Below are 23997 nucleotides of genomic sequence, written 5' to 3'. Positions count from 1 at the left end.
GCCCCGTAAAAAACTGGCATTACCTTTGCTTTATCTCTTATGGCCATCGCCACAGACAGGTTTCAGGCGTTACCCACGACGCCTTCTTATATAACGATAATTTTTCGCCACACAGGATGCATTATGAAAAAAATGATGATCGCCAGCCTGGCCGCTGCCGGTGTACTGTTTGCTGTCGCAAACCAGGCACATGCAGGCGCAACGCTGGATGCCGTAAAAAAGAAAGGCTTTGTTCAATGCGGTATCAGTGATGGTCTGCCAGGTTTCTCTTATGCGGATGCGAGCGGCAAATTCACCGGTATTGACGTAGACGTATGCCGTGGCGTTGCCGCTGCCGTGTTTGGTGACGATACGAAAGTGAAATACACCCCGCTGACGGCCAAAGAGCGCTTTACCGCGCTGCAATCTGGCGAAGTGGATATGCTCTCGCGCAATACCACCTGGACATCTTCCCGCGATGGCGGCATGGGGTTGTCATTCACCGGCGTAACTTATTATGACGGTATCGGCTTTCTCACTCATAACAAAGCGGGCCTGAAAAGTGCCAAAGAGCTTGATGGCGCAACCGTTTGTATTCAGGCGGGAACCGATACTGAGCTGAACGTGGCGGATTACTTTAAATCCAACAAGATGAAATATACCCCGGTGACCTTTGACCGCTCTGATGAATCGGCGAAAGCGCTGGAATCTGGCCGTTGCGACACGCTGGCGTCTGACCAGTCTCAACTCTATGCGTTGCGTATTAAACTGAGCAATCCGACCGAATGGATCGTACTGCCGGAAGTCATCTCTAAAGAGCCGCTGGGCCCGGTAGTTCGTCGCGGTGACGACGACTGGTTTGCCATTGTGCGCTGGACGCTGTTTGCCATGCTGAACGCGGAAGAAATGGGCGTTAACTCGAAGAACGTCGATGAGAAAGCGGCAAACCCGGCGACCCCGGATATGGCGCACTTGCTGGGTAAAGAAGGTGATTTCGGTAAAGACCTGAAGCTGGATAACAAGTGGGCTTACAACATTGTTAAGAAAGTCGGCAACTATTCAGAGGTCTTCGAACGTAACGTCGGTTCTGAGAGCCCGCTGAAAATCAAACGTGGTCAGAACAACCTCTGGAATAACGGCGGTATTCAATACGCTCCGCCAGTGCGTTAAGAATTAGCACGAGCTGTAACGGGCGTCACCATTGGGTGACGCCCAGCCCAGAGTCATGGTTACTGAGGTTTTCTCTATGTCCCATCGCCGCCCAACCGTGAAAGGTTCTCTGTCCCTTTCTAACCCTGCGGTTCGCGCCTGGCTGTTTCAAATCCTTGCGATTGTCGCCGTGGTTGTTGTCGCAATCTATTTGATTCACAACACGGTTACTAACCTGAACAATCGCGGGATCACGTCCGGTTTTGCCTTTCTCGACCGCGCTGCGGGCTTCGGCATTGTTCAGCATTTAATTGATTACGAACAGGGCGATACCTATGGTCGGGTGTTCCTTGTTGGCTTGCTTAACACTTTGCTGGTCTCTGCGCTGTGCATTGTGTTTGCGTCCTTTCTCGGCTTTTTCCTTGGGCTTGCGCGCCTGTCGGAAAACTGGCTGCTGCGTAAATTGTCGACGATTTATATTGAGACATTCCGCAATATTCCACCGCTGTTGCAGATCTTCTTCTGGTATTTTGCGGTACTGCGCAACCTGCCCGGCCCGCGTCAGGCGGTTAATGCAATGGAGCTTGTGTTTCTGAGCAACCGCGGCTTGTATATCCCCTCGCCGCAAATGGGCGAAGGGTTGCTTGCCTTTGTCGGCGCTATCGCGCTGGCGGTGATCATTACCCTCTGCCTGTTTCGCTTTAATAAAGCGCATCAAATTAAAACCGGGCAACTACGCCGCACGTGGCCCGTTGCGCTGGGATTGATTATTGTTCTGCCGCTGCTTGCACACTGGTTGTTTGGCGCAGCACTGCACTGGGAGGTACCGCAGTTGCGCGGGTTTAACTTTCAGGGCGGAATGGTGTTGATCCCGGAACTGGCGGCGTTAACCCTTGCGCTGTCGGTTTATACCTCTGCGTTTATCGCAGAGATCATCCGTTCAGGTATTCAAGCGGTTCCTTATGGTCAACATGAGGCGGCGCGCTCGCTTGGGCTGCCGCACCCGGTGACGTTGCGCCAGGTGATCATCCCGCAGGCGCTGCGCGTCATTATTCCTCCGCTAACCAGCCAGTATCTGAATATTGTGAAGAACTCTTCGCTGGCCGCTGCGATTGGTTACCCGGATATGGTGTCGCTGTTCGCCGGTACCGTGCTGAACCAGACGGGTCAGGCCATTGAAACCATCGCCATTACGATGTCGGTTTATCTGATTATTAGCCTGGCAATTTCGCTGCTGATGAATATCTACAACCGTCGCATTGCATTGATTGAGCGCTGAGGAACGACAATGACAAAAGCAATTGTGTCTCCCTCCACGCGCCAGGTTCCGGCAGGAAGTAATGGTGCGGTGTTGTGGGTGCGAAAAAACCTGTTTTCCAGTTGGTCAAACTCGCTACTGACGCTGCTGAGCCTGTGGCTAATGTGGGAGTTGATCCCGCCACTGTTGGAATGGGCGCTGTTTCAGGCGAACTGGGTTGGCTCAACCCGAGCTGATTGCACGAAAGCCGGTGCCTGTTGGGTGTTTATCCATCAGCGATTTGGCCAGTTTATGTATGGCCTTTATCCGCACGACCAGCGCTGGCGTATCAACCTGGCGCTGTTGGTTGGCTTGCTCTCCATTGCGCCGATGTTCTGGAAAGGTTTGCCGCGCCGTGGCCGCTATATTGCCTGCTGGGCTGTCATCTACCCAATTGTGGTGTGGTGGCTGATGTTTGGCGGTTTTTTCGGGCTGGAACGGGTGGAAACGCGTCAATGGGGCGGTTTAACCCTGACGCTGATTATCGCGTCTGTGGGCATCGCCGGTGCATTGCCGTTGGGGATTGTGTTGGCGCTGGGTCGCCGCTCAAAGATGCCGGTGGTTCGTATCTTATCCGTAATATTTATCGAGTTCTGGCGCGGTGTGCCGCTGATAACGGTGCTGTTTATGTCCTCGGTGATGCTGCCGTTGTTCATGTCTGAAGGAACCAGTATTGATAAGCTGATCCGTGCGCTGGTTGGGGTGATTTTGTTCCAGTCAGCCTATGTGGCGGAGGTGGTGCGCGGTGGATTGCAGGCCTTGCCGAAAGGCCAGTACGAAGCGGCTGAGTCGCTGGCGCTGGGCTACTGGAAAATGCAGGGGCTGGTTATTCTGCCGCAGGCATTGAAGCTGGTGATCCCGGGGCTGGTGAACACCATTATTGCGCTGTTCAAAGATACAAGCCTAGTGATCATCATTGGTCTGTTCGATCTATTTAGCAGTGTGCAGCAGGCGACCGTTGATCCTGCCTGGCTGGGGATGTCTACCGAAGGTTATGTCTTCGCTGCGTTAGTTTACTGGGTTTTCTGTTTTAGCATGTCGCGCTATAGCCAGCATCTGGAGAAGCGCTTTAACACCGGGCGTGCACCGCACTGAGGATGATGATGAGTAATACAACTATGCAATCTGGCGACGCGATGATTACGCTTGAGAACGTGAATAAATGGTACGGGCAGTTTCATGTTTTAAAAGACATTAATCTTAATGTGAAACAGGGCGAACGCATTGTGCTTTGCGGCCCGTCTGGCTCGGGGAAATCCACCACGATTCGCTGCATCAATCATCTGGAAGAGCATCAGCAGGGTCGTATTGTGGTTGATGGTATCGAACTGAACGAAGATATCCGCAATATCGAAAAGATCCGCCAGGAAGTCGGTATGGTTTTTCAGCACTTCAATTTATTTCCGCATTTGACGGTACTGCAAAATTGTACGCTTGCGCCGATTTGGGTGCGTAAAATGCCAAAAAAGGAAGCGGAGGCGTTGGCAATGCATTATCTGGAGCGTGTGCGCATTGCCGAGCATGCACATAAGTTTCCGGGACAGATCTCCGGTGGGCAGCAACAGAGGGTGGCGATTGCGCGCTCGCTGTGTATGAAACCGAAGATAATGTTGTTCGATGAACCGACTTCTGCTCTGGATCCGGAGATGGTCAAAGAGGTGCTGGATACCATGATTGGGCTGGCTCAGTCAGGTATGACGATGCTGTGCGTTACGCATGAGATGGGGTTTGCCCGCACCGTTGCGGATCGGGTGATCTTTATGGATCGCGGTGAAATTGTTGAGCAGGCTGCACCGGATGAGTTCTTTGCGAACCCGAAATCAGAACGCACTCGCGCATTTCTGTCGCAAGTTATTCATTAATCAATACCGTGAAACGATACAGGCCATCCCAAAAGGATGGCCTTTTTATTTGCTGACCAGGTATTTTCGAAGCACCAGAAAGACAAAAGGCCCCGTCTTTCGACGAGGCCTTTTGCTTTGTTTGATGCCTGGCAGTTCCCTACTCTCGCATGGGGAGATGTGTTCATGACCTCCACGTTTATACCTGTGGGTGGGCTGCTGACAACTCACCAGTCCCAGCTCTTTCATGAGCCTGCCAGCAAGCCAGCGCCCCATTCTGAAGCCTCTCAGGGTTGCCATGGTCGCGATACTTCTTGCGCCAGCAGAGCCATGGCTGATGTTATGCAGCTCCAGAACCTGACTGCGTAATACAGCCCGTTTGCCGTCTGGCTTTTCAGGGCGGTTTTTCCAGGATTTGTAACTGCTGCGATGAACCCCGAACACGTGGCAGAGTGTGACCACAGGATACTGCGCTCTGAGTTTCCCGATTAACGAGAACTGTTCAGGGAGTCTGACATCAAGAGCGCGGTAGCTTTTTTTAATATTTCGTTTTCCATTTCAATGCGTTGTAGCTTTTTCTTCAGCTCGCGTATTTCGATCTGTTCCGGGGTCATGGGGGAGGCTTTTGGCATTTTACCCTGTCGTTCATCCCGCAACTGCTTTACCCATCGCGTCATGGTAGAAAGACCAACATCCATAGCACTGGCCGCAGCTGCAACGGCGTAGTTCTGGTCAAGGACCAGTTGAGCGGATTCGCGTTTAAACTCTGCGCTGAAATTTCTTCTTTTCATTGGGACACCTGTCATGTTCTGAGATGAGCTATCACCTCTGTTCAGGTGGCCAAATTCAGTGTGCCACTACAGGAAGGTATTTCACTTGAGCAGGTTGATAAAACGCTGGTTTTAACGTGGCGCGGCAAAATTATCCAAGAGAATGGACTGAGCAGAACGACATGGAATAATAAAGTGACTCATATGCGCGCTATATTTAATCATGCCATCGTTAATGGGCTTGTTACGATGAGGGAAAATCCTTTCAACGGCGTAATCACCCGACCCGATGTCAAACGCAAAAAAACACTGACAGATGTACAGATGAATAAAATTTATCTGCACATGCAGACGAGGGAAGAGGATGAACGGATTGGTATGATGGAGTTAAGAAAAAGCGCCTTACGGCCAGCATGGTTCTGGCTAACTGTACTGGATGCATTGCGGAGGACGGGAATGCGCCAGAACCAGCTGCTGCACATTCGCCTGGAGGATGTAAATTTTGAGCACCGATGGATTAATCTCCGGCCAGAGGGTTCCAGGAACCATAAGGAACACCGGGTTCCGATTACTGAAAACCTCCGCCCCAGACTTGAAAGGCTCTATAACCTTTCTTTGGAGCGTGGCACGAAGATGCAGGAACAGTTGTTTAATCTATCTCGCTTTGATTGCCGGAAGAATGAAATCAGCAGCAACATGGATTATCCGCCGTTGCGCGCGTTTTTCAGACGACTTTCACGAGAATGCGGTTTTACAGTCAGCCCGCACAGGTTCCGACACACCATCGCGACTAACCTGATGCGTTTGCCGGATCGTAATCTGAAGATGGCACAGGATCTGCTCGGTCATTCAACGCCGGCGGTCACGCTGGAGTATGTTGAAAGTGACCTGGATAAGGTCCGGGACATGCTGGAGGATTTGGAGGCGGCATAGGACTAATCTTAAGTTAAATCTAAGTTGATGAAATTAAAAATGGAAAAAAGGGATGTTTGCTTTACAAAAGATTGACACAGGGAAGATCTGAGGGTAAATACGTTCGCGAAGTAAATTGTGGACGTGAGAAACCCAGAGGATGGTAGCAACATCCTCTGGATTTAAGTCCCGTGTTCAACTGATGCGGTAACACTGATACCATCATCATGCCGTCTGGGGACTACTGTCTTGCCCGTTAAGGATCTCAACCCTTAACGAACAGGCTCTGAAGTGCGGTAACACTGATACCATCATCATGCCGTCTGGGGACTACTGTCTTGCCCGTTAAGGATCTCAACCCTTAACGAACAGGCTCTGAAGAAGTGGTGCCCGGACTCGGAATCGAACCAAGGACACGGGGATTTTCAATCCCCTGCTCTACCGACTGAGCTATCCGGGCAACGGGGCGCATTAAACCTGATTCACTGCGTTGCGTCAACGAAATTTCTTCATTTCACCGCAGACTGCACAATCTATCACCACTTTACGTATGTTGCACGTGTGCTCAGGCAAAAAGCGCCGTCCACAGGGCGGAAATCGGCATGGCCAGCACCAGCGCGGGCAGCATATTCGCCACCGCAAACATCTTGATTCCGCAAATGCGCAACCCCGTAGCCAGCAGCAAAACCCCGCCAACGGCGGTGAAATCGCCCATCATGGCGGGCGTGGTCAACGGCAGGATAAGCGTCGCGCAGGTGGCGAGCGTAAGCTGAACAATCAGCATCGGCACCGAGATCACCGCCACGGCAAACCCGAGCGAGGTTGCAAAAATCACCGCCGTGAAGAAATCGAGAAACGCTTTAGCAATCAGAATGCTGGGATCGCCGGTCATCCCTTCGCGCATGGCGCCAAAAATCCCGGTGCCGCTGGCGCAAAACAAAATGATGATCGCTACCAGGCTCTGGATAAACGATTCATGCGCGCTGGTCGCTGCCTCATCTGATTTGCGCTTTTGCACCAGATTACGCAAAGCGTTAACCCCATTGCTGATGCCGCGCTCCACATAACAGAGCTCGCCTATTAACGTACCAACCAGCGTTGCCAGCACCATTACCGGCAGGTTGACACATTTCACTACCAGCAAAATACCAATCCCTAACGAGGCGAGGCCAAAAATCGACGGCATTGATGAGCGCACGCGCTCCGGCAGACGGTGGCTTAGCAGCGCACCGATCGTCCCGCCGATAAGAACGGCAGCGGCATTAATAAAGGGACCCGTCAACACGTCGATTCTCCTGAATAGTTTATTAATGAATAACAAGGCGCATACCATAGCATTTTTATGCGCGCTCAATACCGCTCAGGTTGCGCCTCCAGGTGAAAGATGACATGATTGCGCGAATTTTCATCCACCTGACGGGGCCGCCTGATGTTGCATAATTCAGCCGTTTACTGCGCGCTTCATGCCCATGTGCAAAGGGGCACCCGTGTCATTTTATCCCCGACTTCACTCACCATGCGGTGAGGGTAACGCACGCTCACTGTAGGACAACAGTAAGATCAGCGGTTTTCTGCTTTTACTGATGTCTGGCGGTCGGAGCTGATTCCAGTCAGACACCTTTGTTGGGCGAGGCCGCGGCTTCGCCTGGGGCTTTTTACTCCCCTGAAACGGGTATTTGTGCTTATGAACTCACTGAAAATTGCCGTCAGCCGTGAGCTGGTATCCCTGCTTTCCACACACCGTGAAGTGGTGACGCTGGACAGTACCGATTTTACGGATGTGGCGGCAGTCGTCATCACACTGGCAGAGAGCCGCAGCGGTATTCTCGCGCTGCTCAAACGCACTGGTTTTAATGTGCCGGTCTTTTTATTCTCCAGCGAGCCCGTTACCGCGCCAGAGGGTGTAATGGCGGTGATGAGCGGGAAAGATCAAGAGTGGCTGGAGCTGGAAACCGCTGCCTGCGACTATGAAGAGAACCTGTTGCCGCCATTTTTCGACACGCTGCGCCAATATGTTGAAATGAAAAACAGCACGTTTGCCTGCCCTGGCCATCAGCACGGTGAGTTTTTCAAAAAGCATCCGGCGGGACGCCAGTTCTATGAGTTTTTCGGTGAGAACGTTTTTCGTGCCGACATGTGCAACGCCGACGTGAAACTGGGCGACTTGCTTATCCATGAAGGCTCCGCCAAGCACGCGCAAAAATTTGCCGCGAAAGTGTTTAACGCCGATAAAACGTACTTCGTGCTCAACGGGACGTCTGCCGCCAACAAAGTAGTGACCAACGCGCTGCTGACGCGCGGCGATCTGGTGTTGTTCGATCGTAACAACCACAAATCCAACCACCACGGCGCGCTGATCCAGGCCGGGGCGACGCCGGTTTATCTGGAAGCAGCGCGTAACCCGTTTGGCTTTATCGGCGGCATTGACGATCACTGTTTTGACGAAAGCTACCTGCGCGAATTGATCCGCGAAGTGGCACCGGAAAAAGCCGCCCAGCCGCGCCCGTTCCGCCTGGCGGTGATCCAACTCGGCACTTACGATGGCACTGTCTACAACGCGCGCCAGGTGATCGACAAGATCGGCAGCTTGTGCGATTACATCCTGTTTGACTCGGCTTGGGTCGGTTATGAGCAGTTTATTCCGATGATGGCCGACTGTTCGCCGCTGCTGCTGGATTTGAACGAGAACGATCCGGGCATTTTTGTCACCCAATCGGTGCATAAACAGCAGGCGGGTTTCTCGCAAACCTCGCAGATCCATAAAAAGGATAACCACCTGCGCGGGCAGGCGCGGTTTTGCCCGCACAAGCGCCTGAACAATGCCTTTATGCTGCACGCCTCGACCAGCCCGTTCTACCCGCTGTTTGCCGCGCTGGATATCAACGCCAAAATCCACCAGGGGGAGAGCGGTCGCCGCCTGTGGGCCGAGTGCGTTGAGCTGGGTATTGAGGCGCGCAAAGCGATCATTGCCAACTGCAAGATGATTAAACCCTTTGTGCCACCGGAAATTGCCGGTCGCCCGTGGCAGGATCATCCGACCGACATCATCGCCCGCGAGCGCCGCTTCTTCAGCTTCGAACCCGGCGACAAATGGCACGGTTTTGACGGTTATGCGCGCGAGCAATATTTTGTCGATCCCTGCAAATTGCTGCTCACCACCCCGGGTATTGATGCTGAAACCGGTGAGTACACAGAGTTCGGCATTCCGGCGACCATCCTGGCGCACTTCCTGCGTGAAAACGGCATTGTGCCGGAGAAGTGCGATCTCAACTCGATCCTGTTCCTGCTGACTCCTGCCGAAAGCGCTTCGAAGATGGCGCAACTGGTGGCGATGATCGCTCAGTTTGAACAGCATATTGAAGATGACACGCCGCTCGCCGACGTGCTGCCAACCATCTTTAACAAATACCCGGTGCGCTACCGCGATTACACCCTGCGCGAGTTGTGCCAGGAGATGCACGATCTCTACGTCAGCTTTGATGTGAAAGATCTGCAAAAAGCGATGTTCCGCAAAGCGAGCCTGCCGGCGGTCGTCATGAACCCGCAGGATGCCAACAGCGAATTTATTCGCGGCAATGTGGAACTGGTGCGCATCAGCGAAGCCGAAGGGCGTATCGCGGCGGAAGGCGCGCTGCCATATCCGCCGGGCGTGCTGTGCGTCGTGCCCGGTGAAGTGTGGGGCGGGGCGGTGCAACGCTACTTCCTTGCGCTGGAAGAGGGCGTCAATATGCTGCCAGGCTTTTCACCCGAGTTGCAGGGCGTCTATTCTGAAACCGACGCCGATGGCATTAAGCGCCTGTATGGTTACGTGCTGAAGTAGCGCACTGCCCCGGGGGGAATCATTATGCGGCGACGCGGCGATACATCCGCCGCGGATGGCCGATTTTGCCGTATTGCATCTCCACCAGCAGAAAACCGGCTTCTACGCAGTGCTCCAGGTAGCGGCGGGTAGTGGTTTTGCTTAAGCCCGTCTCGCTGACTACCTCATCGACGGAAAAGCAGCGCTCCATCTCGTCGGCAAACAGTTTCTGGATCAGCGCCAGCGTACTCTCTTCAATCCCTTTGCTGCCGTTATCCTGGCGGTAGTTCTTCGCCTGCAACTGATAGAGCGAATCGACGTTTTGCTGGTCGACTATCTTCCACACCCGCTGCTGCTCGGCAAACTGTACAAAGCGCTCCAGCGACTGGCTTAGCCGTTTCCACGATACCGGCTTAAGAATGTAGTCAAATGCGCCGTTGCGGATAGCCAGGCTACAGGTATCCATGTCGCTGGCGGCGGTAATAAAAATTACCGAGCAGTTAGCATGAATAATCCGTGGATCGCCAATAAGCGTGATGCCTTTGCCATCCGGCAGATAATTATCGAGCAATACGAGTTGCGGCTGCGTGCTGCTCAGCAGCGCTTTCGCTTCAGTGAGCGACGACGCAATCCCGACCAGCCGCAGGCGCGGATGTTTGCTGACCAGTTCAGCATTAAGCTGCGCGAGCGTGTCTTCATCTTCTACTATCAGCACGTCTATCGGTTCATATTGCATAATTCTTGGCTTCCAGGGTCGCGACGGGACGCTGAACGCTGCCCGTTTCAGGAATAAAGAGAGAGAAAATCGTGCCGCGAGGCGCGTTGGCCGACACATCAATCGACCCGCCAACCTGCGTGACATAGCTGGCGATCAAGTACAGACCGATACCGTGGTCGCCACTGCGCTTGGTGGTCATCCCGCGTTCAAAAATGCGATCGCCCATTGCCGGCTCGATACCAATCCCGCGATCCGCCACTTCAATAATCAGTTCCCTGTCGTTAAGCAAAATCAGCACTTCCACCGGATCGTGCGGCAGGTCGGCGCGCTGTGTGGCCTCAATGGCGTTATCCAGCAAATTGCCAATGATTGAAATAATCTCCGCTTCGCCCAGCACCCGGCAGGGGCGGTCCATCTGGCTGAGCGGATCGAACGTCAGTTCCACGCCTTTTTCACGGGCGCGCGCCGCTTTCCCCAGCAGCAGGCCGCAGATTGTCGGCGAGCTAAAGCGCGACGAGATAAAATCCAGCAGTTCCTGCGCATGTTCCGACTGCGCCTGAATGTAATGTACCGCTTCGTCGTAACGCTCCATATGCAGCAGGCCGGAAAGGGTGGTCATGCGGTTAAGCTGCTCGTGACGCATAATGCGCAGGTTGTCGGCATAGCGCTTCACCTGGCTAAGCTGCGCGCTCAGGCTATCTATCTCATTGCGATCGCGAAAGGTGATTACCCACCCTTGCAACGTATCCTCCAGCATGATGCGCACCCGGCTGGCAATCACCGTTAATTGATTGAACCGGCAAATCTCGTCATGGGTATCATGTTCCAGCATCGCCGGCGAAGAAAAAAATGGCACCGGCGCAATGACGTCCCCAATCGTCTGCCCGCGCAGGGCGCGGGTGGGCTGGCTTAACCCCAACAGTTTGCGCGCTGCCTGGTTAATCACCTCAATGCGCGACTCGCTATCAATGGCAATGACTCCCTCATAAATCGACTCCATCATCGCTTTTTGCTGGCGCACCAGCAGGCCAATCTCGCGCGGCTCAAGCGAAAAGATCTGCTTTTTGATGCTGCGGGTAAAAAACCAGGAAAAGACAAACAGCGCGACCAACAGCAGCACGGCGGCAATAAAAATATTTATCACCTTGCCAAGGGTAATCGTGTCGAGATAGCTGGTCAGATAGCCAACGGAAACAATCCCAACCACATGCCCGGCATCATCAAGTATTGGCGCTTTGCTACGTAGTGAAATACCCAGCCCTCCTTTGCGAATAGTGGTGGTGCTTTTCCCTTGTAATACGTCGGCATTGTCACCGCCCACCAGTGTTTTTCCCACGACATCAGAATGCACGGAATGAAATAGATGCAGACCTTTGTCATCGCCGATAACAATAAAACTTGCATCGCTGCGCGCCACCACTTTCTGCATAAATTGCGCGATTGCTCGTATATTTTTATTGGCAACCGATTCGCGTAAATTCGGAATAATCGCTATTTCTTCAGCTTGTATTTTTGCTCTTGCGCTCATTTCCTGGTAAAGCTGGCGACCGACGTCCTTGTAATAATAAACGCCCAGCAGGACGAATAAGCCGGAGAAGAAAAGTACCAACGAAATAAACAGCTTGATTTGAAAAGAGACTTTCATGACGGTACGCACGGCAATCAGTAAAAACTCAATGTACCATCTTTTTTCGCGGGCATGCGCAGTTTACTGGAAACTTGTGATCCCTTGCACAGCCAGTGCTGGCGGGAAAAATGACTGTTAAATATTCTCTTTTGGAAATGTTATTACCTTGTGCCGTTATTTAAAAAAACCATAAAAACCACGCCAGTAATTAAGGCGTGAATCACACAAAATAAAAGAAACCATAAAAACCATAGGTGCCTTAAAAACTCCGGTTTTATTATGCTTCCCCTCACATAAAGTGCGTATTTAGCCCATTACGCTGTAAGCACAAAATAACCAAGGGGCTTAATTATGAGCACAACTGACGATTCATTCTCTGTTACCTCTGAATCGCTAGCGATTCAAAAAACATCACTGAAAGATAAGTGGTGGCACATTATGGATAGCTGGAAGGTCGGGATTATTCCACTGCCATTATTCCTGCTGGCGGGCGCGTTAATTGCCATTGACTGCCTCGGCGGTAAGTTACCGAGTGATATCGTGGTGATGGTTGCCACATTGGCATTCTTCGGTTTTGCCTGCGGCGAATTCGGCAAGCGTCTGCCCATTGTCGGTAAACTGGGTGCGGCGGCGATTTGCGCCACCTTTATCCCCTCGGCGATGGTCTATTACGGCTTGCTGCCGGATGTGGTGGTTGAATCCACAACTAAGTTCTACAAATCCACCAACATTCTCTATCTCTACATCTGCTGCATTATTGTCGGCAGCATCATGAGCATGAATCGCACCACGCTGATTCAGGGCTTTCTGCGTATTTTCTTCCCGATGCTGTGCGGTGAAATCGTCGGCATGATTGTCGGGATGGGCGTTGGCTTGGCGCTCGGCATGGAGCCGTTCCAGATCTTCTTCTTTATCATTCTGCCGATCATGGCAGGCGGCGTGGGCGAAGGCGCAATTCCACTTTCCATCGGTTACGCCACCTTGCTTCATATGGATCAGGGCGTTGCGCTCGGTCGCGTTCTGCCCATGGTGATGCTCGGCGGTTTGACGGCCATCATCATCTCCGGCTGCCTGAACCAACTCGGTAAACGCTTCCCGCACCTGACCGGCGAAGGCCAGTTGATGCCGAACCGCAGCAACGGCGACGAACAAGCGCCCGCTGCGCCAGCATTTTCCGGCAAAACCGATGTCACCACCATCGCCGCAGGCGCGCTGCTGGCGGTGCTGCTTTATATGATTGGCATGCTCGGCCACAAGCTGATTGGCCTGCCTGCGCCGGTCGGGATGCTGTTTATTGCGGTGCTTATCAAGCTGGCACACGGCGTTTCTCCGCGCCTGCTGGAAGGCTCGCAGGTGGTGTACAAATTCTTCCAGACCTCTGTCACCTATCCGATCCTCTTCGCCGTTGGTGTGGCGATTACGCCATGGGAAGAACTGGTTAACGCCTTCACCATCAACAATTTGCTGGTCATTGTCAGTACCGTTTCTGCTCTGGTTGCCACCGGCTTCTTCGTCGGCAAAAAGATCGGTATGCACCCGATCGATGTCGCCATCGTTTCTTGCTGTCAGAGCGGCCAGGGCGGTACCGGGGACGTTGCCATCCTCACCGCGGGTAACCGCATGAGCCTGATGCCGTTTGCACAGATTGCTACCCGTATTGGCGGCGCGATCAACGTATCGGTATCGCTGTTGGTGCTCGGCAATTTCCTCATTTGATTCATGCATTACAGGAACTGATATGAAACTCGCAAGCTTTGTCCATCAGGGGATCCGCAGCTACGGCATCGTTAAAGCGGACGGGGTAATTAACCTCGGCCAGCGCCTGGGCGATCGCTACGCTGATTTGAAATCTCTGCTCGCCGCAGATGCGCTGCCTGAAGCGCAGCAGTTAAACGGCGAAGCGGCAGATCTCCACGTTGACGACATCGACTTCCTGCCGGTTATCGATAACCCAGGGAAAATTCTCTGCGTCGGTATGAACTACGCCGAAAAACGCAAAGAGTTTGACCAGCACAACCCGGCACCAACGCTGTTTGTCCGCTTTGCCGACTCGCAAACCGGGCATAACGCGCCGGTACTGAAACCGCGTCACTCCAGCGAATTCGACTACGAAGGCGAACTGGCCGTGATCATCGGCAAAGGCGGCGAAGATATTTCCCGCGAGGCGGCGCTCAGCCATGTCGGCGGGTATAGCTGCTATATGGATGGCTCCGCGCGTGACTGGCAGCACAGCTGGTTTACCGCCGGGAAAAATTGGCGGCAGACCGGCGCGTTCGGCCCGTGGATGACCACCGCAGATGAAATCCCCGACCCGCACACGCTCGCCATTCGTACCTGGCTGAATGGCCGCATGGTACAGGACGACAACACCGCCAGCATGATCCATAAGGTCGCCGAACTGATTGAGTACATCAGCACCTTCACCAGCCTGAAGCCGGGCGATGTCATCATCACCGGCTCGCCGGGCGGTGTGGGCAAAAAACGCACGCCACCGCTGTTTATGAAAGCGGGCGATCGCATCGAAGTGGAGATCGAAAACATCGGACATCTCAGCAATGTGATCATTGACGCGCCAGCCCACGCGCTGGCGACGGCGCACTAAGGACAAAGGCCACAGGATGCAAACACGACCCCCCATCGACTTTCGCATTGCGGAAGTCACCGGCAACACTCAACGGCTGGAGAACATCCGCTCTTTGCTCGCCGACAGCGGATTAGGCATGGACAGCGACATTACCACCTTCGTTGAAGCCTGGTCGGGAAACCGGCTGGTGGGGTGTGCGGGTCTTGCCGCCAACGTCATCAAATGTGTGGCGGTGGATGAGCAGCTACGCGGGGAAAACCTCAGTGCGCGTCTGCTGGCGGAAGTCGAGAACCTGGCGCTGGCGCGCGGATATTTTCATCTGTTTCTCTGTACGCGCCCCTGCAACCGGGAGCGCTTTCAGCACAGCGGTTTTTGGCCAATCGCCCAGAGCGGCAATAACGCCGTGCTAATGGAAAATACCCCGTCGGGCATTCAACGCTACTGCCGTTCATTACAGGTGAAACGCGTGGCCGGGAAACATATTGGTGCGATTGTCATGAACGCCAACCCGTTCACTCTCGGCCATCGCCACCTGGTGGAACAGGCGGCGAAAGCCTGCGACTGGCTGCATCTGTTTGTGGTGAGGGAAGACGCCTCGTTCTTTCCGTTTTCCGCACGGCTGAAGATGGTGAAATCGGGCGTGGCGCATCTGGCGAATGTCACGGTGCATGAAGGCTCGCAGTACATTATTTCCCGCGCCACCTTCCCGGCCTATTTCCTGAAAGAGACCGGCAAAGTGCAGCAGGCGTGGAGCGAAATCGATTTGCTGATTTTCCGCAATCACATTGCCCCTGCGCTGGGCATCACCCATCGCTTTATCGGCAGCGAACCTTTTTGTGCCATTACCCGCCAATACAACGACACCATGCACCAGCTGCTGGCGGGCGCGGTGGAGGTGGTGGAAATCCCGCGCATCAAAGCCACCGGCACCGCCATCTCTGCATCGGAAGTGCGTCGTTTACTCAAAACACACCAGTTTTCCCGCATTCGGGAAATTGTACCGGATACCACTTTCGCGCACCTCGAATCCCATTACAGCGCGGAAGTTGCTTAAAAATCAGGATCATAAATATGAAAATTGTAAGGGAGGCGCTGGCCGGAACCCTGGAGTCCAGCGACCTGATGGTGAAAATTGCCCCCGCCGAAAGCGAGCTGGAGGTGGTTGTTCACAGTGAAGTGATCAAGCAGTTTGGCGACCAGATCCGCAAGGTCGTCAATGAGACGTTGCGTGCGATGGAGGTCCGCCAGGGCTTAATCATCATTGAAGATAAAGGCGCACTGGATTGCGTAATCCGCGCCCGTCTGCAAAGCGCCGTCCTGCGCGCCGCCGAAGGAACGGAAATCGACTGGGGGAAACTGCTGTGAAAAAACTTCGTCGTAGCATGCTGTTTCTGCCGGGCGCAAACGCCGCCATGCTCTCCACCGCCTTTATCTACCGCCCGGACTCGATCATGTTCGATCTGGAAGATGCTGTCGCGCTGCGTGAAAAGGATACCGCGCGCCTGCTGGTGTTTCATGCCCTGCAACACCCGATGTATCAGGACATGGAAACCGTGGTGCGCATTAACCCGCTGAACACGCCGTTTGGCCTGCCGGATCTGGAAGCGGTGGTCCGCGCTGGCGTCGATGTGGTGCGCTTGCCGAAAACCGATACCCCGGAAGATATCTACGAGCTGGAGCGCCACCTGGAACGCATTGAGCTGGCTTGCGGGCGTGAAATCGGTTCAACCCGCGTGATGGCGGCGATCGAATCCGCAGTGGGCGTAATCAACGCCGTGGCGATTGCCCGCAGTTCCCAACGTCTGATCGGCATTGCGCTGGCAGCCTTTGACTATGTAATGGATATGCAAACCGAGCGCGGCGACGGCACCGAGCTGTTTTATGCCCGCTGCGCGGTACTGCATGCTGCGCGCGCCGCCGGGATCGACGCCTTCGATGTGGTGTGGTCCGACGTGAACGACGAAGCCGGTTTTCTGCGCGAAGTCGAGCTGGTGCGCAAAATGGGCTTCAACGGCAAGTCCCTGATCAACCCGCGCCAGATCGATCTGCTGCATAACGCCTATGCGCCCACCCAGCAGGAAGTTGATCACGCGAAAGTGGTGATTGAAGCGGCAGAAGAGGGCGAACGCAATGGCCTGGGTGTGGTTTCCCTGAACGGCAAAATGATCGACGCCCCCATTATTAATCACGCGCAGATGGTGCTGGAACGTGCGGCCGCGTCCGGCGTGCGTCGTTAAGGACAGAACAATGAATCAGACAGAACTTCTTCACGTCAATTTTCCTCATCTGCGTGAATTAAAACCCTTTGATAGCGCCCATACTGCCACGCCGTGGCTGGCGGACATCAACAGCAAACATACACGTAAACTCTGTGCATCCCTGGAAGATGCCATTGCCCGCAGCGGCCTGAAAGATGGCATGACCATTTCTTTCCATCATGCGTTTCGCGAAGGCGACCGTGTGATCAACAACGTGGTTGCGACGCTGGCGCGCCTGGGCTTCAAAAATCTGACGCTGGCCTCCAGTTCACTGATGACCTGCAACGATGCGCTGATCGAGCATATTCAGAGCGGCGTTATCACCAAAATTTACACCTCCGGGATGCGCGGCAAGCTGGCAGATGCCATATCCCACGGCCTGATGGACGAGCCGGTGCAGATCCACTCCCACGGCGGGCGCGTAAAACTGTTGCAGGACGGCGAACTGAAAATCGATGTCGCCTTCCTCGGCGTGCCGTGCAGCGACGAGTTCGGCAATGCCAACGGCACGCACGGTAAATCTTCCTGCGGTTCGCTGGGCTACGCGATGGTGGATGCCGGGTTCGCGCAAAAAGTGGTGCTGCTGACCGAAGCGCTGGTACCGTTTCCGAACATGCCCGCCAGCCTCGGCCAGGATCGGGTGGATCTGATTGTGCAGGTTGAGAGCGTCGGCGATCCGGCGAAAATCAGCGTCGGCGCGGCGCGTGTCACCAGCAACCCGCGAGAACTGATGATCGCCCGCTATGCAGCGGACGTCATTGAGTACTCAGGTTATTTCCAGGATGGCTTCTCAATGCAGACTGGCTCCGGCGCGGCTGCCACGGCGGCGACCCGCTTTATGGAAGAGAAGATGGAGCGCCGTGGTGTGAAAGCCCGTTTTGCCCTCGGCGGCATTACCGGCAGCCTCGTCGATCTGCACGAAAAAGGGCTTATCGGGAAACTGCTCGATACCCAGTGCTTCGACAGTGAAGCGGCAGACTCCCTGCGCCGTAACCCGAATCATGTGGAGATTTCCACTAACGTTTACGCCAATCCCGGCGGTAAAGCGGCCAGTTGCGATCAACTGGATGTGGTTATCCTGAGCGCGCTGGAAATCGACGTCGATTTTAACGTTAACGTGATCACCGGTTCCGATGGCGTGATGCGCGGCGCATCTGGCGGCCACTGCGATGTCGCGGCGGCGGCGAATCTGACAATCGTTGTGGCTCCGCTGCTACGCAGCCGGATCCCGACAGTGGTTAAACGTGTGACCACCCGTCTGACGCCGGGGGAAAGCATCGACGTGCTGGTGACCGATCACGGCATTGCAGTCAACCCGGCGCGCCCGGAGATCCGCGAACGTTTAGTGGCGGCAGGGCTGAAAATCGTTGATATCGATACGCTCTACCAGCGGGCGATTTCGCTTACCGGTGAACCGAAACCCATCGCCTTTACCGACCGTATTGTCGGCGTGATCCGCTACCGCGACGGCAGCGTGATTGATGTTGTGCGCCAGGTGAAAGAGGAAAATGTATGACCACACTGACGCCCGTAAGTGCGGGCGTCAGCCTCGAGGCGCTACTGGCGGCGAAAGAGAGCCGCGCCGCGCGTCAGGCTGACTGGCTCGCTCGCTATCAACAACCGGTTATTTCGCTGACGCTGGTTACGCCCGGCGCGGTTAAAGACAGTATTCGCTATCGCAATACCATGGGTGTCGCGCTGCAAGCCTGCGACCAGCTGTTGTGGCAAAACCGCTGGCAGGTGCTCGACAGGCAGGTGCTATGGTTACCGACCGGCGCAGAAGCGTTGTGGTGCGTGGAGCATGCTGCGGCAGAAACCAAAGCGCAGTGCGTTGATCTGGAACAGCACCATCCGCTCGGCAGGCTGTGGGATTTTGACGTCTTTTGCCCGCAAAACGGCCAGGTTGGGCGGCATTCGTTGGATTTAAGCACGCGCCGCTGCCTGGTGTGCGATGAACCGGCGCACGGTTGCGCCCGTTCCCGTCGCCACCCGGTGGAACAGGTGGTGAACCGCGTGGAGAGGTTGATTGATGGCTGGTTTGCTCGCGACTAAACCCACTCTGGCGTATGTGCCAGCGCTGGCGGCGCGGGCGCTGCGCATGGAGCTGGATTTAACCCCGAAACCGGGGCTGGTGGACAGGGCGAACAACGGCTCACACCAGGATATGGATCACGCACTGTTTTTAGCCAGCATCGCGGCCCTTACGCCGTGGTTTTCACGCTTCGAACAGGCCGGAAAAAACCATGCGCATCAATCGGCCAGCGAACAGCTACGGCTGATAAGGCCGATAGGCATCGCCTGCGAGCAGGCCATGTTTGCCGCCACCAACGGGGTGAACACGCACAAAGGCGGGATATTCTCCCTGGGGCTGCTCTGTTTTGCCGCCGGGCGTTTGCAGGGGCAAAACCGTCTGCTTAATGCCGATGCGCTTTGCCGCGAGGTGAGCGAAATCTGTCGCGGGCTGGTGGCGCGCGAGCTGGTCGCCCGTCCGAAAGCGGTTACCGCCGGGGAAAAGCAGTTTCGCGACTATGGCCTGACCGGCGCGCGCGGCGAAGCGGAGCAGGGGTTTGCCACTGTGCGTCACGCAGTGTTGCCGTTCTGGCAACAGGAGCAGGGCGAGCGGCGGTTACATAACGCGTTACTCAGGCTGATGGCGGTAAACCGCGACAGCAACCTGGTGTCGCGCGGTGGAATGGCAGGGCTGCGTTATGTGCAGGAGTATGCGGCAAGGTTGTTAGAAACGACCTGGGACAGTGATGCATTGCGGGAGATGGACAGGGCGCTGATGGCGCGGCGGTTAAGCCCCGGCGGCAGCGCCGATTTATTGGCGGTGGCGTATGTTCTGGCAATGATCGCGTAGGGCGGCGAAATGCCAATAAAAAACCCGGCGTTTCAGGGCCGGGTTTATGTGATTACGCTTTCTGCGTGACGCTTGCCGGTTCGCGCACGTGCTTGTACTTAAACAGCAACACGAAGGCGAAGGCCAGCACCAGCGAGTAAGCGGCGAAAATCAGCCACACGGTTTTCCAGTCGGTAATGCCTGCGGTGGTGTAAATCTCTACCACCTTGCCGCTCACCATCCCGCCGAGGATACAGCCGAAACCGTTGGTCATCATCAGCAGCATACCCTGCGCACTGGCGCGGATTTCCGGGCTAACTTCTTTCTCGACAAATACCGAGCCAGAGATGTTGAAGAAGTCGAACGCACAACCGTAAACGATCATCGACAGCACCAGCAACACGGTACCGAACGGCGTTGGGTCACCGTACGCGAACAGACCAAAACGCAGCACCCAGGCGATGATACTGATCATCATCACGTTCTTAATGCCGTAACGGCTCATAAAGAACGGAATAGCGAGGATAAAGGCGGTTTCAGAAATCTGCGAAATCGACATCATTACCGACGCATGGGTCACGATGAAGCTATTAGCAAACAGCGGGTTAGCGTCAAAGCTATGCAGGAAGGTATTGCCGAACATATTGGTGATTTGCAACTCTGCGCCCAGCAGCATCGAGAAGATAAAGAAAATCGCCATGCGTTTGTTTTTATACAGCGCAAACGCGTTCAGGCCGAGCATCTGTACCCAGGTCTGCTTCTCTTTGCTATTGGCTACCGGAATAGGCGGCAGCGTCAGCGAAATAATACTCAACAACAGCGACAATGCCGCGCCGATATAAAGCTGCATATGGCTCAGTTCGAAGCCGGAGAAGCTTACCGCCCACATTGCGAGGATAAAACCAATGGTGCCCCAGATACGAATCGGCGGGAAATCAGTGACGATATCGTGTCCGGCGGATTTCAGGCGGAAGTAAGAGATGGAGTTCACCAGGCTCAGCGTTGGCATATAGGCCAGCGAGTTGAGCAGAATAATGGCGAACATCGCGCCCGGCGTAGTCACACCTGCGGCGATAAACAGCGTGATTGCGCCCACCAGATGGCACAGGGCGTAAACCCATTTCGCACTGAGCCACTTATCAGCCACGATGCCCAAAAGCGTTGGCATAAACAGAGAGGCAATGCCCAGCGAGCTGTAGACTGCGCCCACTTCCGCACCCTGGAATTTCAGGGTAACGATCATATAAGAGCCAAGCGTAGTCAGCCAACTGCCCCAAAGGCAGAACTGCAGAAAGATAATGACTTTCAGCTGCAGCTTAAGATTCATGCTAATTTCCTCGCAAAGGAGACGGTTGTTGTTGGAATAGGCGGAATTGCTGCTATTTGTGGCGGCACTTTACCACTTAGAAGGCGAGATGTTTGTTATGAACGACATAAAAATGCAAACTTCATCTGATTGCATTCTCATAAAGTGATCTGAATCACACTTTAACGCAACCGTTTGCGACGCCCAAAGGCAACGCTTATGCCTTTTCACGCGGGACGGTGAAAAAGGCATAAGCGGAGACGTTAATTCCGGCGGTAGGTTTTCTGCGCCGAGTTCACTTTGTAGAGGTAACGCCGCGACTCCGCAGAGGGATGGCGGGTAGTCAGGGTCTCGTAAACATCTCCTGGCGACATGTTATTGATAACATTCGCCGCCTGGATTTTATCCGCAGAGAAGACGCGCAGCACGCTGCCCGCGCCACCGTTATAGGCAGTAATGACCGCATAGCGCCGCGAGGTCGGATTACTGATGCCAGAGAGGTAAATATTGTTGAGGATCGCCAGGTAAGCGGTGCCGGTATCAATATTACTCTGTGGATCAAACAGATAACTGCGGTCCGGCGTGCCGGATTTACCCTGCGCGCGGAACACATCTTTCCCGGCGGTGTGCTGCACCACCTGCATCAAGCCAAGTGCATCGGAGCGGCTAACGGCGTAGGGGTTGAAAGACGATTCGGTTTGCATAATCGCCAGAATCAATGATTCTTCCACACCGTATTTGTGCGCAGCCTGGCGCACCATGCCGAGGTATTTATGCGCACGTTTATCGAGGTGGTTGGGCACCAGGTTAATGGTGATGCTGGAGATAATGCGGATGCCATTACTGCGGGTTTTCAGCCGCGTTTGTAGCAGGTAATCGGCAAATTTTTCTGCCCGCCACTGCCAGCGAATCGCTTCGCCGTTGTTATCCAGCACCTGGCCATAGAGGAATGGCTCTTTGGAGATCTGGATATCATCGGTGTCGGAGTAGAGATCGATAGAACCGGGATCGTCGCCCATCAACAGCGTTTTAATGATCGCCGCGCGTAAGTGCGCAGCCGGATCGGTGCCGGAGATGGTCTCAAAGGTGATAGTCCCTTCGTCGAAGTTGATGTGGCTTCGGGTCTGGTACTGATCGGTATATTTAACGTAGTCCTTAGGGCCTGCGATGAGGACTTCGTTAAACCCCCATAAATTCTCAATATTATGGGCGAACTGACCCATCAAAATGTCAAAGCCGTTGGTGTCTTTGATCCAGGCTTCGTTGTAGTCCTGGCCTGATTTATGAGAACTGGAACACGAAATCAGCAACGGCGCGATCATCGCTAGCGCTAAATATTTTTTCATCATTCCGGGATGCAGTTGTGTTTGATTACAGCGCCTGTGACGCTCGCAGAGTGGCAATGCCTTCCCTGGTTTTTACGGCATTGCCAGCGACGGTAAGCGATCAAGCTTATTTTTTATCTTGCGGCGTATAGCCTTCAATGTGCACGTCTTTGCCTTCAAACAGGAAATTCACCATCTCCTCTTCCAGCAGTTTGCGGTGCTCAACGTTCATCATGTTGAGTTTCTTTTCGTTAATCAGCATGGTTTGCTTCTGCTGCCACTGCTTCCAGGCTTCTTTTGAAATCTCGTTATAGATGCGTTTACCCAGTTCGCCCGGATAGAGCTGGAAGTCTTGCCCTTCCGCTTCGCGTTGCAGGAAGGTACAAAAAATGGTTCTGCTCATAAACTTTCCTCTTTATGCGCGCCGCGCGACACCGCTTCGGCGCGTAATTGCTGTATCAGGCGTTCCACCGGAGCCGCCAGACCGACGGATGGCGGTTGCGCTAAGTTATACCAAAGACCTGCGCCTTCATCCATGCAAGACGAGAACGAGGACACACGAAGCCACATTGGCACAATATCCAGATGGAAATGGCTAAAAGTATGGCGAAATGCCACAAGTTGGCTGAGAGTATCGGCGCTAATCTTTCTTTGCGCCAGCCAGTCGCGAAGCGCGGCTTCATCGCTAAACTGTGGGAAACAGAACAGGCCGCCCCACAATCCGCTCGGCGGGCGCTGCTCAAGGTAAACTTCCCCTTCATGCTGCATCAACAGCAGATAACCTGTGCGTTCGGGCAGCGTTTGCTTCGGCTTTTTACCCGGATAGAGCGCCCATGAATGGGAGGCGTAGGCTTCGCAGCCGTTTTGCAACGGGCAAAGATCGCACTTCGGCTTTGAACGGGTGCAGACTATCGCGCCGAGATCCATCATCGCCTGGTTAAAGCGCTCCACACCTGTCGCTGGTGTCACTTGCTCGCTGAGATCCCACAAACGCTTCTCAACCTCTTTCTTGCCCGGCCAGCCATCAACGGCATAGCAGCGAGCCAGCACGCGTTTGACGTTGCCATCAAGAATAGGAAAGTGTTTACCCAGCGATAAAGAGAGGATTGCGCCTGCGGTTGAGCGGCCAACGCCCGGCAGTGCGGCGACTTCATCAAAGGTTTCGGGGAAATGCCCGCCATGTACATTCGCCACCTGTTGCGCGGCTTTATGTAAATTGCGCGCACGGGCGTAGTAACCCAGCCCGGTCCACAGATGCAGCACTTCATCCAGTGGCGCGTTGGCTAAATCTATCACCGTCGGGAAACGCGCCATAAAGCGCTGGAAATAAGGAATAACGGTTGCGACCTGCGTTTGTTGCAACATCACTTCCGACAGCCATACTTTGTAGGGCGTTTTTTCAATTTGCCAGGGCAGGGTTTTTCGCCCGTATTTGTCGTACCAGTCCAGAACCTGGGCTGAAAATTGAGACGCTTGCATGGTCACCAGAATCGCGTTATCAGGGGCGAAGATTGCAGCACAGAGGCGCTGCACTGTAAACCGGAACTTTCCGGTGCTTGCATCGGGCGATGAACTTTGGATAATGCCCGTTTC

At 54.3% G+C, this 23997-nt stretch carries 21 protein-coding genes, 1 tRNA gene and 1 pseudogene; 14 read left to right on the top strand and 9 right to left on the bottom strand.

Features of this window, described 5'->3' with window-relative positions; translation table 11 throughout:
- The first annotated feature begins 123 nt into the window (after nt 1-123).
- From Q5705_19645 to Q5705_19630, 4 genes are all read left to right on the top strand, one after another.
- Nucleotides 124-1149: an amino acid ABC transporter substrate-binding protein gene (locus Q5705_19645; protein ID WLI76752.1), complete on the top strand. Its 1026-nt coding sequence runs from the start codon at nt 124-126 to the stop codon at nt 1147-1149.
- Between the two features lie 76 nt (nt 1150-1225).
- Entirely contained in the window at nt 1226-2407 is a 1182-nt protein-coding gene (locus Q5705_19640) for an amino acid ABC transporter permease (protein WLI76751.1), read from the top strand.
- Nucleotides 2408-2416: 9 nt separating this feature from the next.
- On the top strand, nt 2417-3520 hold the full coding sequence (locus Q5705_19635; GenBank protein WLI76750.1) for an amino acid ABC transporter permease: 1104 nt from the start codon (nt 2417-2419) through the stop codon (nt 3518-3520).
- Nucleotides 3521-3528: 8 nt separating this feature from the next.
- On the top strand, nt 3529-4287 hold the full coding sequence (locus Q5705_19630; protein WLI76749.1) for an amino acid ABC transporter ATP-binding protein: 759 nt from the start codon (nt 3529-3531) through the stop codon (nt 4285-4287).
- Nucleotides 4288-4440: 153 nt separating this feature from the next.
- On the opposite strand, the pseudogene Q5705_19625 reads toward Q5705_19630, so the two are convergent.
- Nucleotides 4441-5057 (bottom strand): annotated as a pseudogene (locus Q5705_19625) (transposase).
- A 60-nt stretch (nt 5058-5117) separates the two neighbouring features.
- Here Q5705_19625 and Q5705_19620 point away from each other — a divergent pair.
- Complete coding sequence (locus Q5705_19620; GenBank protein ID WLI76748.1) at nt 5118-5969, top strand: tyrosine-type recombinase/integrase; 852 nt, start codon at nt 5118-5120, stop codon at nt 5967-5969.
- Nucleotides 5970-6332: 363 nt separating this feature from the next.
- Here Q5705_19620 and Q5705_19615 read toward each other — a convergent pair.
- Together Q5705_19615 and Q5705_19610 are read right to left on the bottom strand one after the other, a co-directional pair.
- A tRNA-Phe gene (locus Q5705_19615) sits at nt 6333-6408 on the bottom strand.
- A 105-nt stretch (nt 6409-6513) separates the two neighbouring features.
- Entirely contained in the window at nt 6514-7233 is a 720-nt protein-coding gene (locus Q5705_19610; protein ID WLI76747.1) for a DUF554 domain-containing protein, read from the bottom strand.
- 399 nt (nt 7234-7632) lie between these two features.
- On the opposite strand from Q5705_19610, the gene Q5705_19605 reads away from it, so the two are divergent.
- A complete protein-coding gene (locus Q5705_19605; GenBank protein ID WLI76746.1) occupies nt 7633-9768 on the top strand; it encodes an ornithine decarboxylase in 2136 nt (711 codons plus the stop codon).
- A 22-nt stretch (nt 9769-9790) separates the two neighbouring features.
- Here the strand turns inward: Q5705_19605 and Q5705_19600 are convergent, their stop codons facing one another.
- A complete protein-coding gene (locus Q5705_19600; GenBank protein WLI76745.1) occupies nt 9791-10483 on the bottom strand; it encodes a response regulator in 693 nt (230 codons plus the stop codon).
- The gene (locus tag Q5705_19595) at nt 10473-12110 is read right to left on the bottom strand and encodes a sensor histidine kinase (protein ID WLI76744.1); all 1638 of its coding nucleotides are present in this window, start codon (nt 12108-12110) and stop codon (nt 10473-10475) included. The genes Q5705_19600 and Q5705_19595 overlap by 11 nt, the downstream gene beginning before the upstream one ends.
- 333 nt (nt 12111-12443) lie before the next feature.
- Between Q5705_19595 and Q5705_19590 the strand changes: the two genes are divergently transcribed.
- The 8 genes from Q5705_19590 to citG are packed head-to-tail and all read left to right on the top strand — an operon-like array spanning nt 12444 to nt 19794.
- Nucleotides 12444-13808: a 2-hydroxycarboxylate transporter family protein gene (locus Q5705_19590; protein WLI76743.1), complete on the top strand. Its 1365-nt coding sequence runs from the start codon at nt 12444-12446 to the stop codon at nt 13806-13808.
- Nucleotides 13809-13830: 22 nt separating this feature from the next.
- A complete protein-coding gene (locus tag Q5705_19585; protein ID WLI76742.1) occupies nt 13831-14694 on the top strand; it encodes a fumarylacetoacetate hydrolase family protein in 864 nt (287 codons plus the stop codon).
- A 16-nt stretch (nt 14695-14710) separates the two neighbouring features.
- Nucleotides 14711-15730: a [citrate (pro-3S)-lyase] ligase gene (citC, locus tag Q5705_19580; GenBank protein WLI76741.1), complete on the top strand. Its 1020-nt coding sequence runs from the start codon at nt 14711-14713 to the stop codon at nt 15728-15730.
- Nucleotides 15731-15747: 17 nt separating this feature from the next.
- Complete coding sequence (gene citD / locus Q5705_19575) at nt 15748-16041, top strand: citrate lyase acyl carrier protein (GenBank protein ID WLI76740.1); 294 nt, start codon at nt 15748-15750, stop codon at nt 16039-16041.
- On the top strand, nt 16038-16913 hold the full coding sequence (citE, locus tag Q5705_19570; GenBank protein ID WLI76739.1) for a citrate (pro-3S)-lyase subunit beta: 876 nt from the start codon (nt 16038-16040) through the stop codon (nt 16911-16913). Before citD ends, citE begins: the two co-directional genes overlap by 4 nt.
- 10 nt (nt 16914-16923) lie before the next feature.
- Nucleotides 16924-18450, top strand: coding sequence for a citrate lyase subunit alpha (gene citF / locus Q5705_19565; GenBank protein ID WLI76738.1), 1527 nt, complete (start codon nt 16924-16926; stop codon nt 18448-18450).
- A complete protein-coding gene (citX, locus tag Q5705_19560; GenBank protein WLI76737.1) occupies nt 18447-18986 on the top strand; it encodes a citrate lyase holo-[acyl-carrier protein] synthase in 540 nt (179 codons plus the stop codon). The genes citF and citX overlap by 4 nt, the downstream gene beginning before the upstream one ends.
- Nucleotides 18964-19794, top strand: coding sequence for a triphosphoribosyl-dephospho-CoA synthase CitG (citG, locus tag Q5705_19555; GenBank protein WLI76736.1), 831 nt, complete (start codon nt 18964-18966; stop codon nt 19792-19794). The genes citX and citG overlap by 23 nt, the downstream gene beginning before the upstream one ends.
- A 52-nt stretch (nt 19795-19846) precedes the next feature.
- Here citG and Q5705_19550 read toward each other — a convergent pair whose 3' ends face one another.
- The 4 genes from Q5705_19550 to mutY all read right to left on the bottom strand — a co-directional run bounded on the left by Q5705_19550 (nt 19847) and on the right by mutY (nt 23883).
- Nucleotides 19847-21100, bottom strand: a complete 1254-nt coding sequence (locus Q5705_19550) for a nucleoside permease (GenBank protein WLI76735.1) — start codon at nt 21098-21100, stop codon at nt 19847-19849.
- Between the two features lie 242 nt (nt 21101-21342).
- Nucleotides 21343-22425: a membrane-bound lytic murein transglycosylase MltC gene (mltC, locus tag Q5705_19545; protein ID WLI76734.1), complete on the bottom strand. Its 1083-nt coding sequence runs from the start codon at nt 22423-22425 to the stop codon at nt 21343-21345.
- A 106-nt stretch (nt 22426-22531) separates the two neighbouring features.
- On the bottom strand, nt 22532-22807 hold the full coding sequence (locus tag Q5705_19540) for an oxidative damage protection protein (GenBank protein WLI76733.1): 276 nt from the start codon (nt 22805-22807) through the stop codon (nt 22532-22534).
- On the bottom strand, nt 22804-23883 hold the full coding sequence (gene mutY / locus Q5705_19535; GenBank protein ID WLI76732.1) for an A/G-specific adenine glycosylase: 1080 nt from the start codon (nt 23881-23883) through the stop codon (nt 22804-22806). The genes Q5705_19540 and mutY overlap by 4 nt, the downstream gene beginning before the upstream one ends.
- Nucleotides 23884-23997 lie beyond the last annotated feature (114 nt).

Source organism: Kosakonia sp. H02 (assembly GCA_030704225.1).
Classification (GTDB): Bacteria; Pseudomonadota; Gammaproteobacteria; order Enterobacterales; family Enterobacteriaceae; genus Kosakonia.
The sequence above is the reverse complement of the archived record's forward strand: the minus strand, read 5'-3'. Positions and strand labels throughout refer to the sequence as shown.

What these genes read in the sequence shown, in the direction of transcription:
- Q5705_19645 (WLI76752.1), top strand. Translation starts at nt 124, where the DNA reads ATGAAAAAAATGATGATCGCCAGCCTGGCCGCTGCCGGTGTACTGTTT.
- Q5705_19640 (WLI76751.1), top strand. Translation starts at nt 1,226, where the DNA reads ATGTCCCATCGCCGCCCAACCGTGAAAGGTTCTCTGTCCCTTTCTAAC.
- Q5705_19635 (WLI76750.1), top strand. Translation starts at nt 2,417, where the DNA reads ATGACAAAAGCAATTGTGTCTCCCTCCACGCGCCAGGTTCCGGCAGGA.
- Q5705_19630 (WLI76749.1), top strand. Translation starts at nt 3,529, where the DNA reads ATGAGTAATACAACTATGCAATCTGGCGACGCGATGATTACGCTTGAG.
- Q5705_19605 (WLI76746.1), top strand. Translation starts at nt 7,633, where the DNA reads ATGAACTCACTGAAAATTGCCGTCAGCCGTGAGCTGGTATCCCTGCTT.
- Q5705_19600 (WLI76745.1), bottom strand. Translation starts at nt 10,483, where the DNA reads ATGCAATATGAACCGATAGACGTGCTGATAGTAGAAGATGAAGACACG.
- Q5705_19595 (WLI76744.1), bottom strand. Translation starts at nt 12,110, where the DNA reads ATGAAAGTCTCTTTTCAAATCAAGCTGTTTATTTCGTTGGTACTTTTC.
- Q5705_19590 (WLI76743.1), top strand. Translation starts at nt 12,444, where the DNA reads ATGAGCACAACTGACGATTCATTCTCTGTTACCTCTGAATCGCTAGCG.
- Q5705_19585 (WLI76742.1), top strand. Translation starts at nt 13,831, where the DNA reads ATGAAACTCGCAAGCTTTGTCCATCAGGGGATCCGCAGCTACGGCATC.
- citC (WLI76741.1), top strand. Translation starts at nt 14,711, where the DNA reads ATGCAAACACGACCCCCCATCGACTTTCGCATTGCGGAAGTCACCGGC.
- citD (WLI76740.1), top strand. Translation starts at nt 15,748, where the DNA reads ATGAAAATTGTAAGGGAGGCGCTGGCCGGAACCCTGGAGTCCAGCGAC.
- citF (WLI76738.1), top strand. Translation starts at nt 16,924, where the DNA reads ATGAATCAGACAGAACTTCTTCACGTCAATTTTCCTCATCTGCGTGAA.
- citX (WLI76737.1), top strand. Translation starts at nt 18,447, where the DNA reads ATGACCACACTGACGCCCGTAAGTGCGGGCGTCAGCCTCGAGGCGCTA.
- citG (WLI76736.1), top strand. Translation starts at nt 18,964, where the DNA reads ATGGCTGGTTTGCTCGCGACTAAACCCACTCTGGCGTATGTGCCAGCG.
- Q5705_19550 (WLI76735.1), bottom strand. Translation starts at nt 21,100, where the DNA reads ATGAATCTTAAGCTGCAGCTGAAAGTCATTATCTTTCTGCAGTTCTGC.
- mltC (WLI76734.1), bottom strand. Translation starts at nt 22,425, where the DNA reads ATGAAAAAATATTTAGCGCTAGCGATGATCGCGCCGTTGCTGATTTCG.
- Q5705_19540 (WLI76733.1), bottom strand. Translation starts at nt 22,807, where the DNA reads ATGAGCAGAACCATTTTTTGTACCTTCCTGCAACGCGAAGCGGAAGGG.
- mutY (WLI76732.1), bottom strand. Translation starts at nt 23,883, where the DNA reads ATGCAAGCGTCTCAATTTTCAGCCCAGGTTCTGGACTGGTACGACAAA.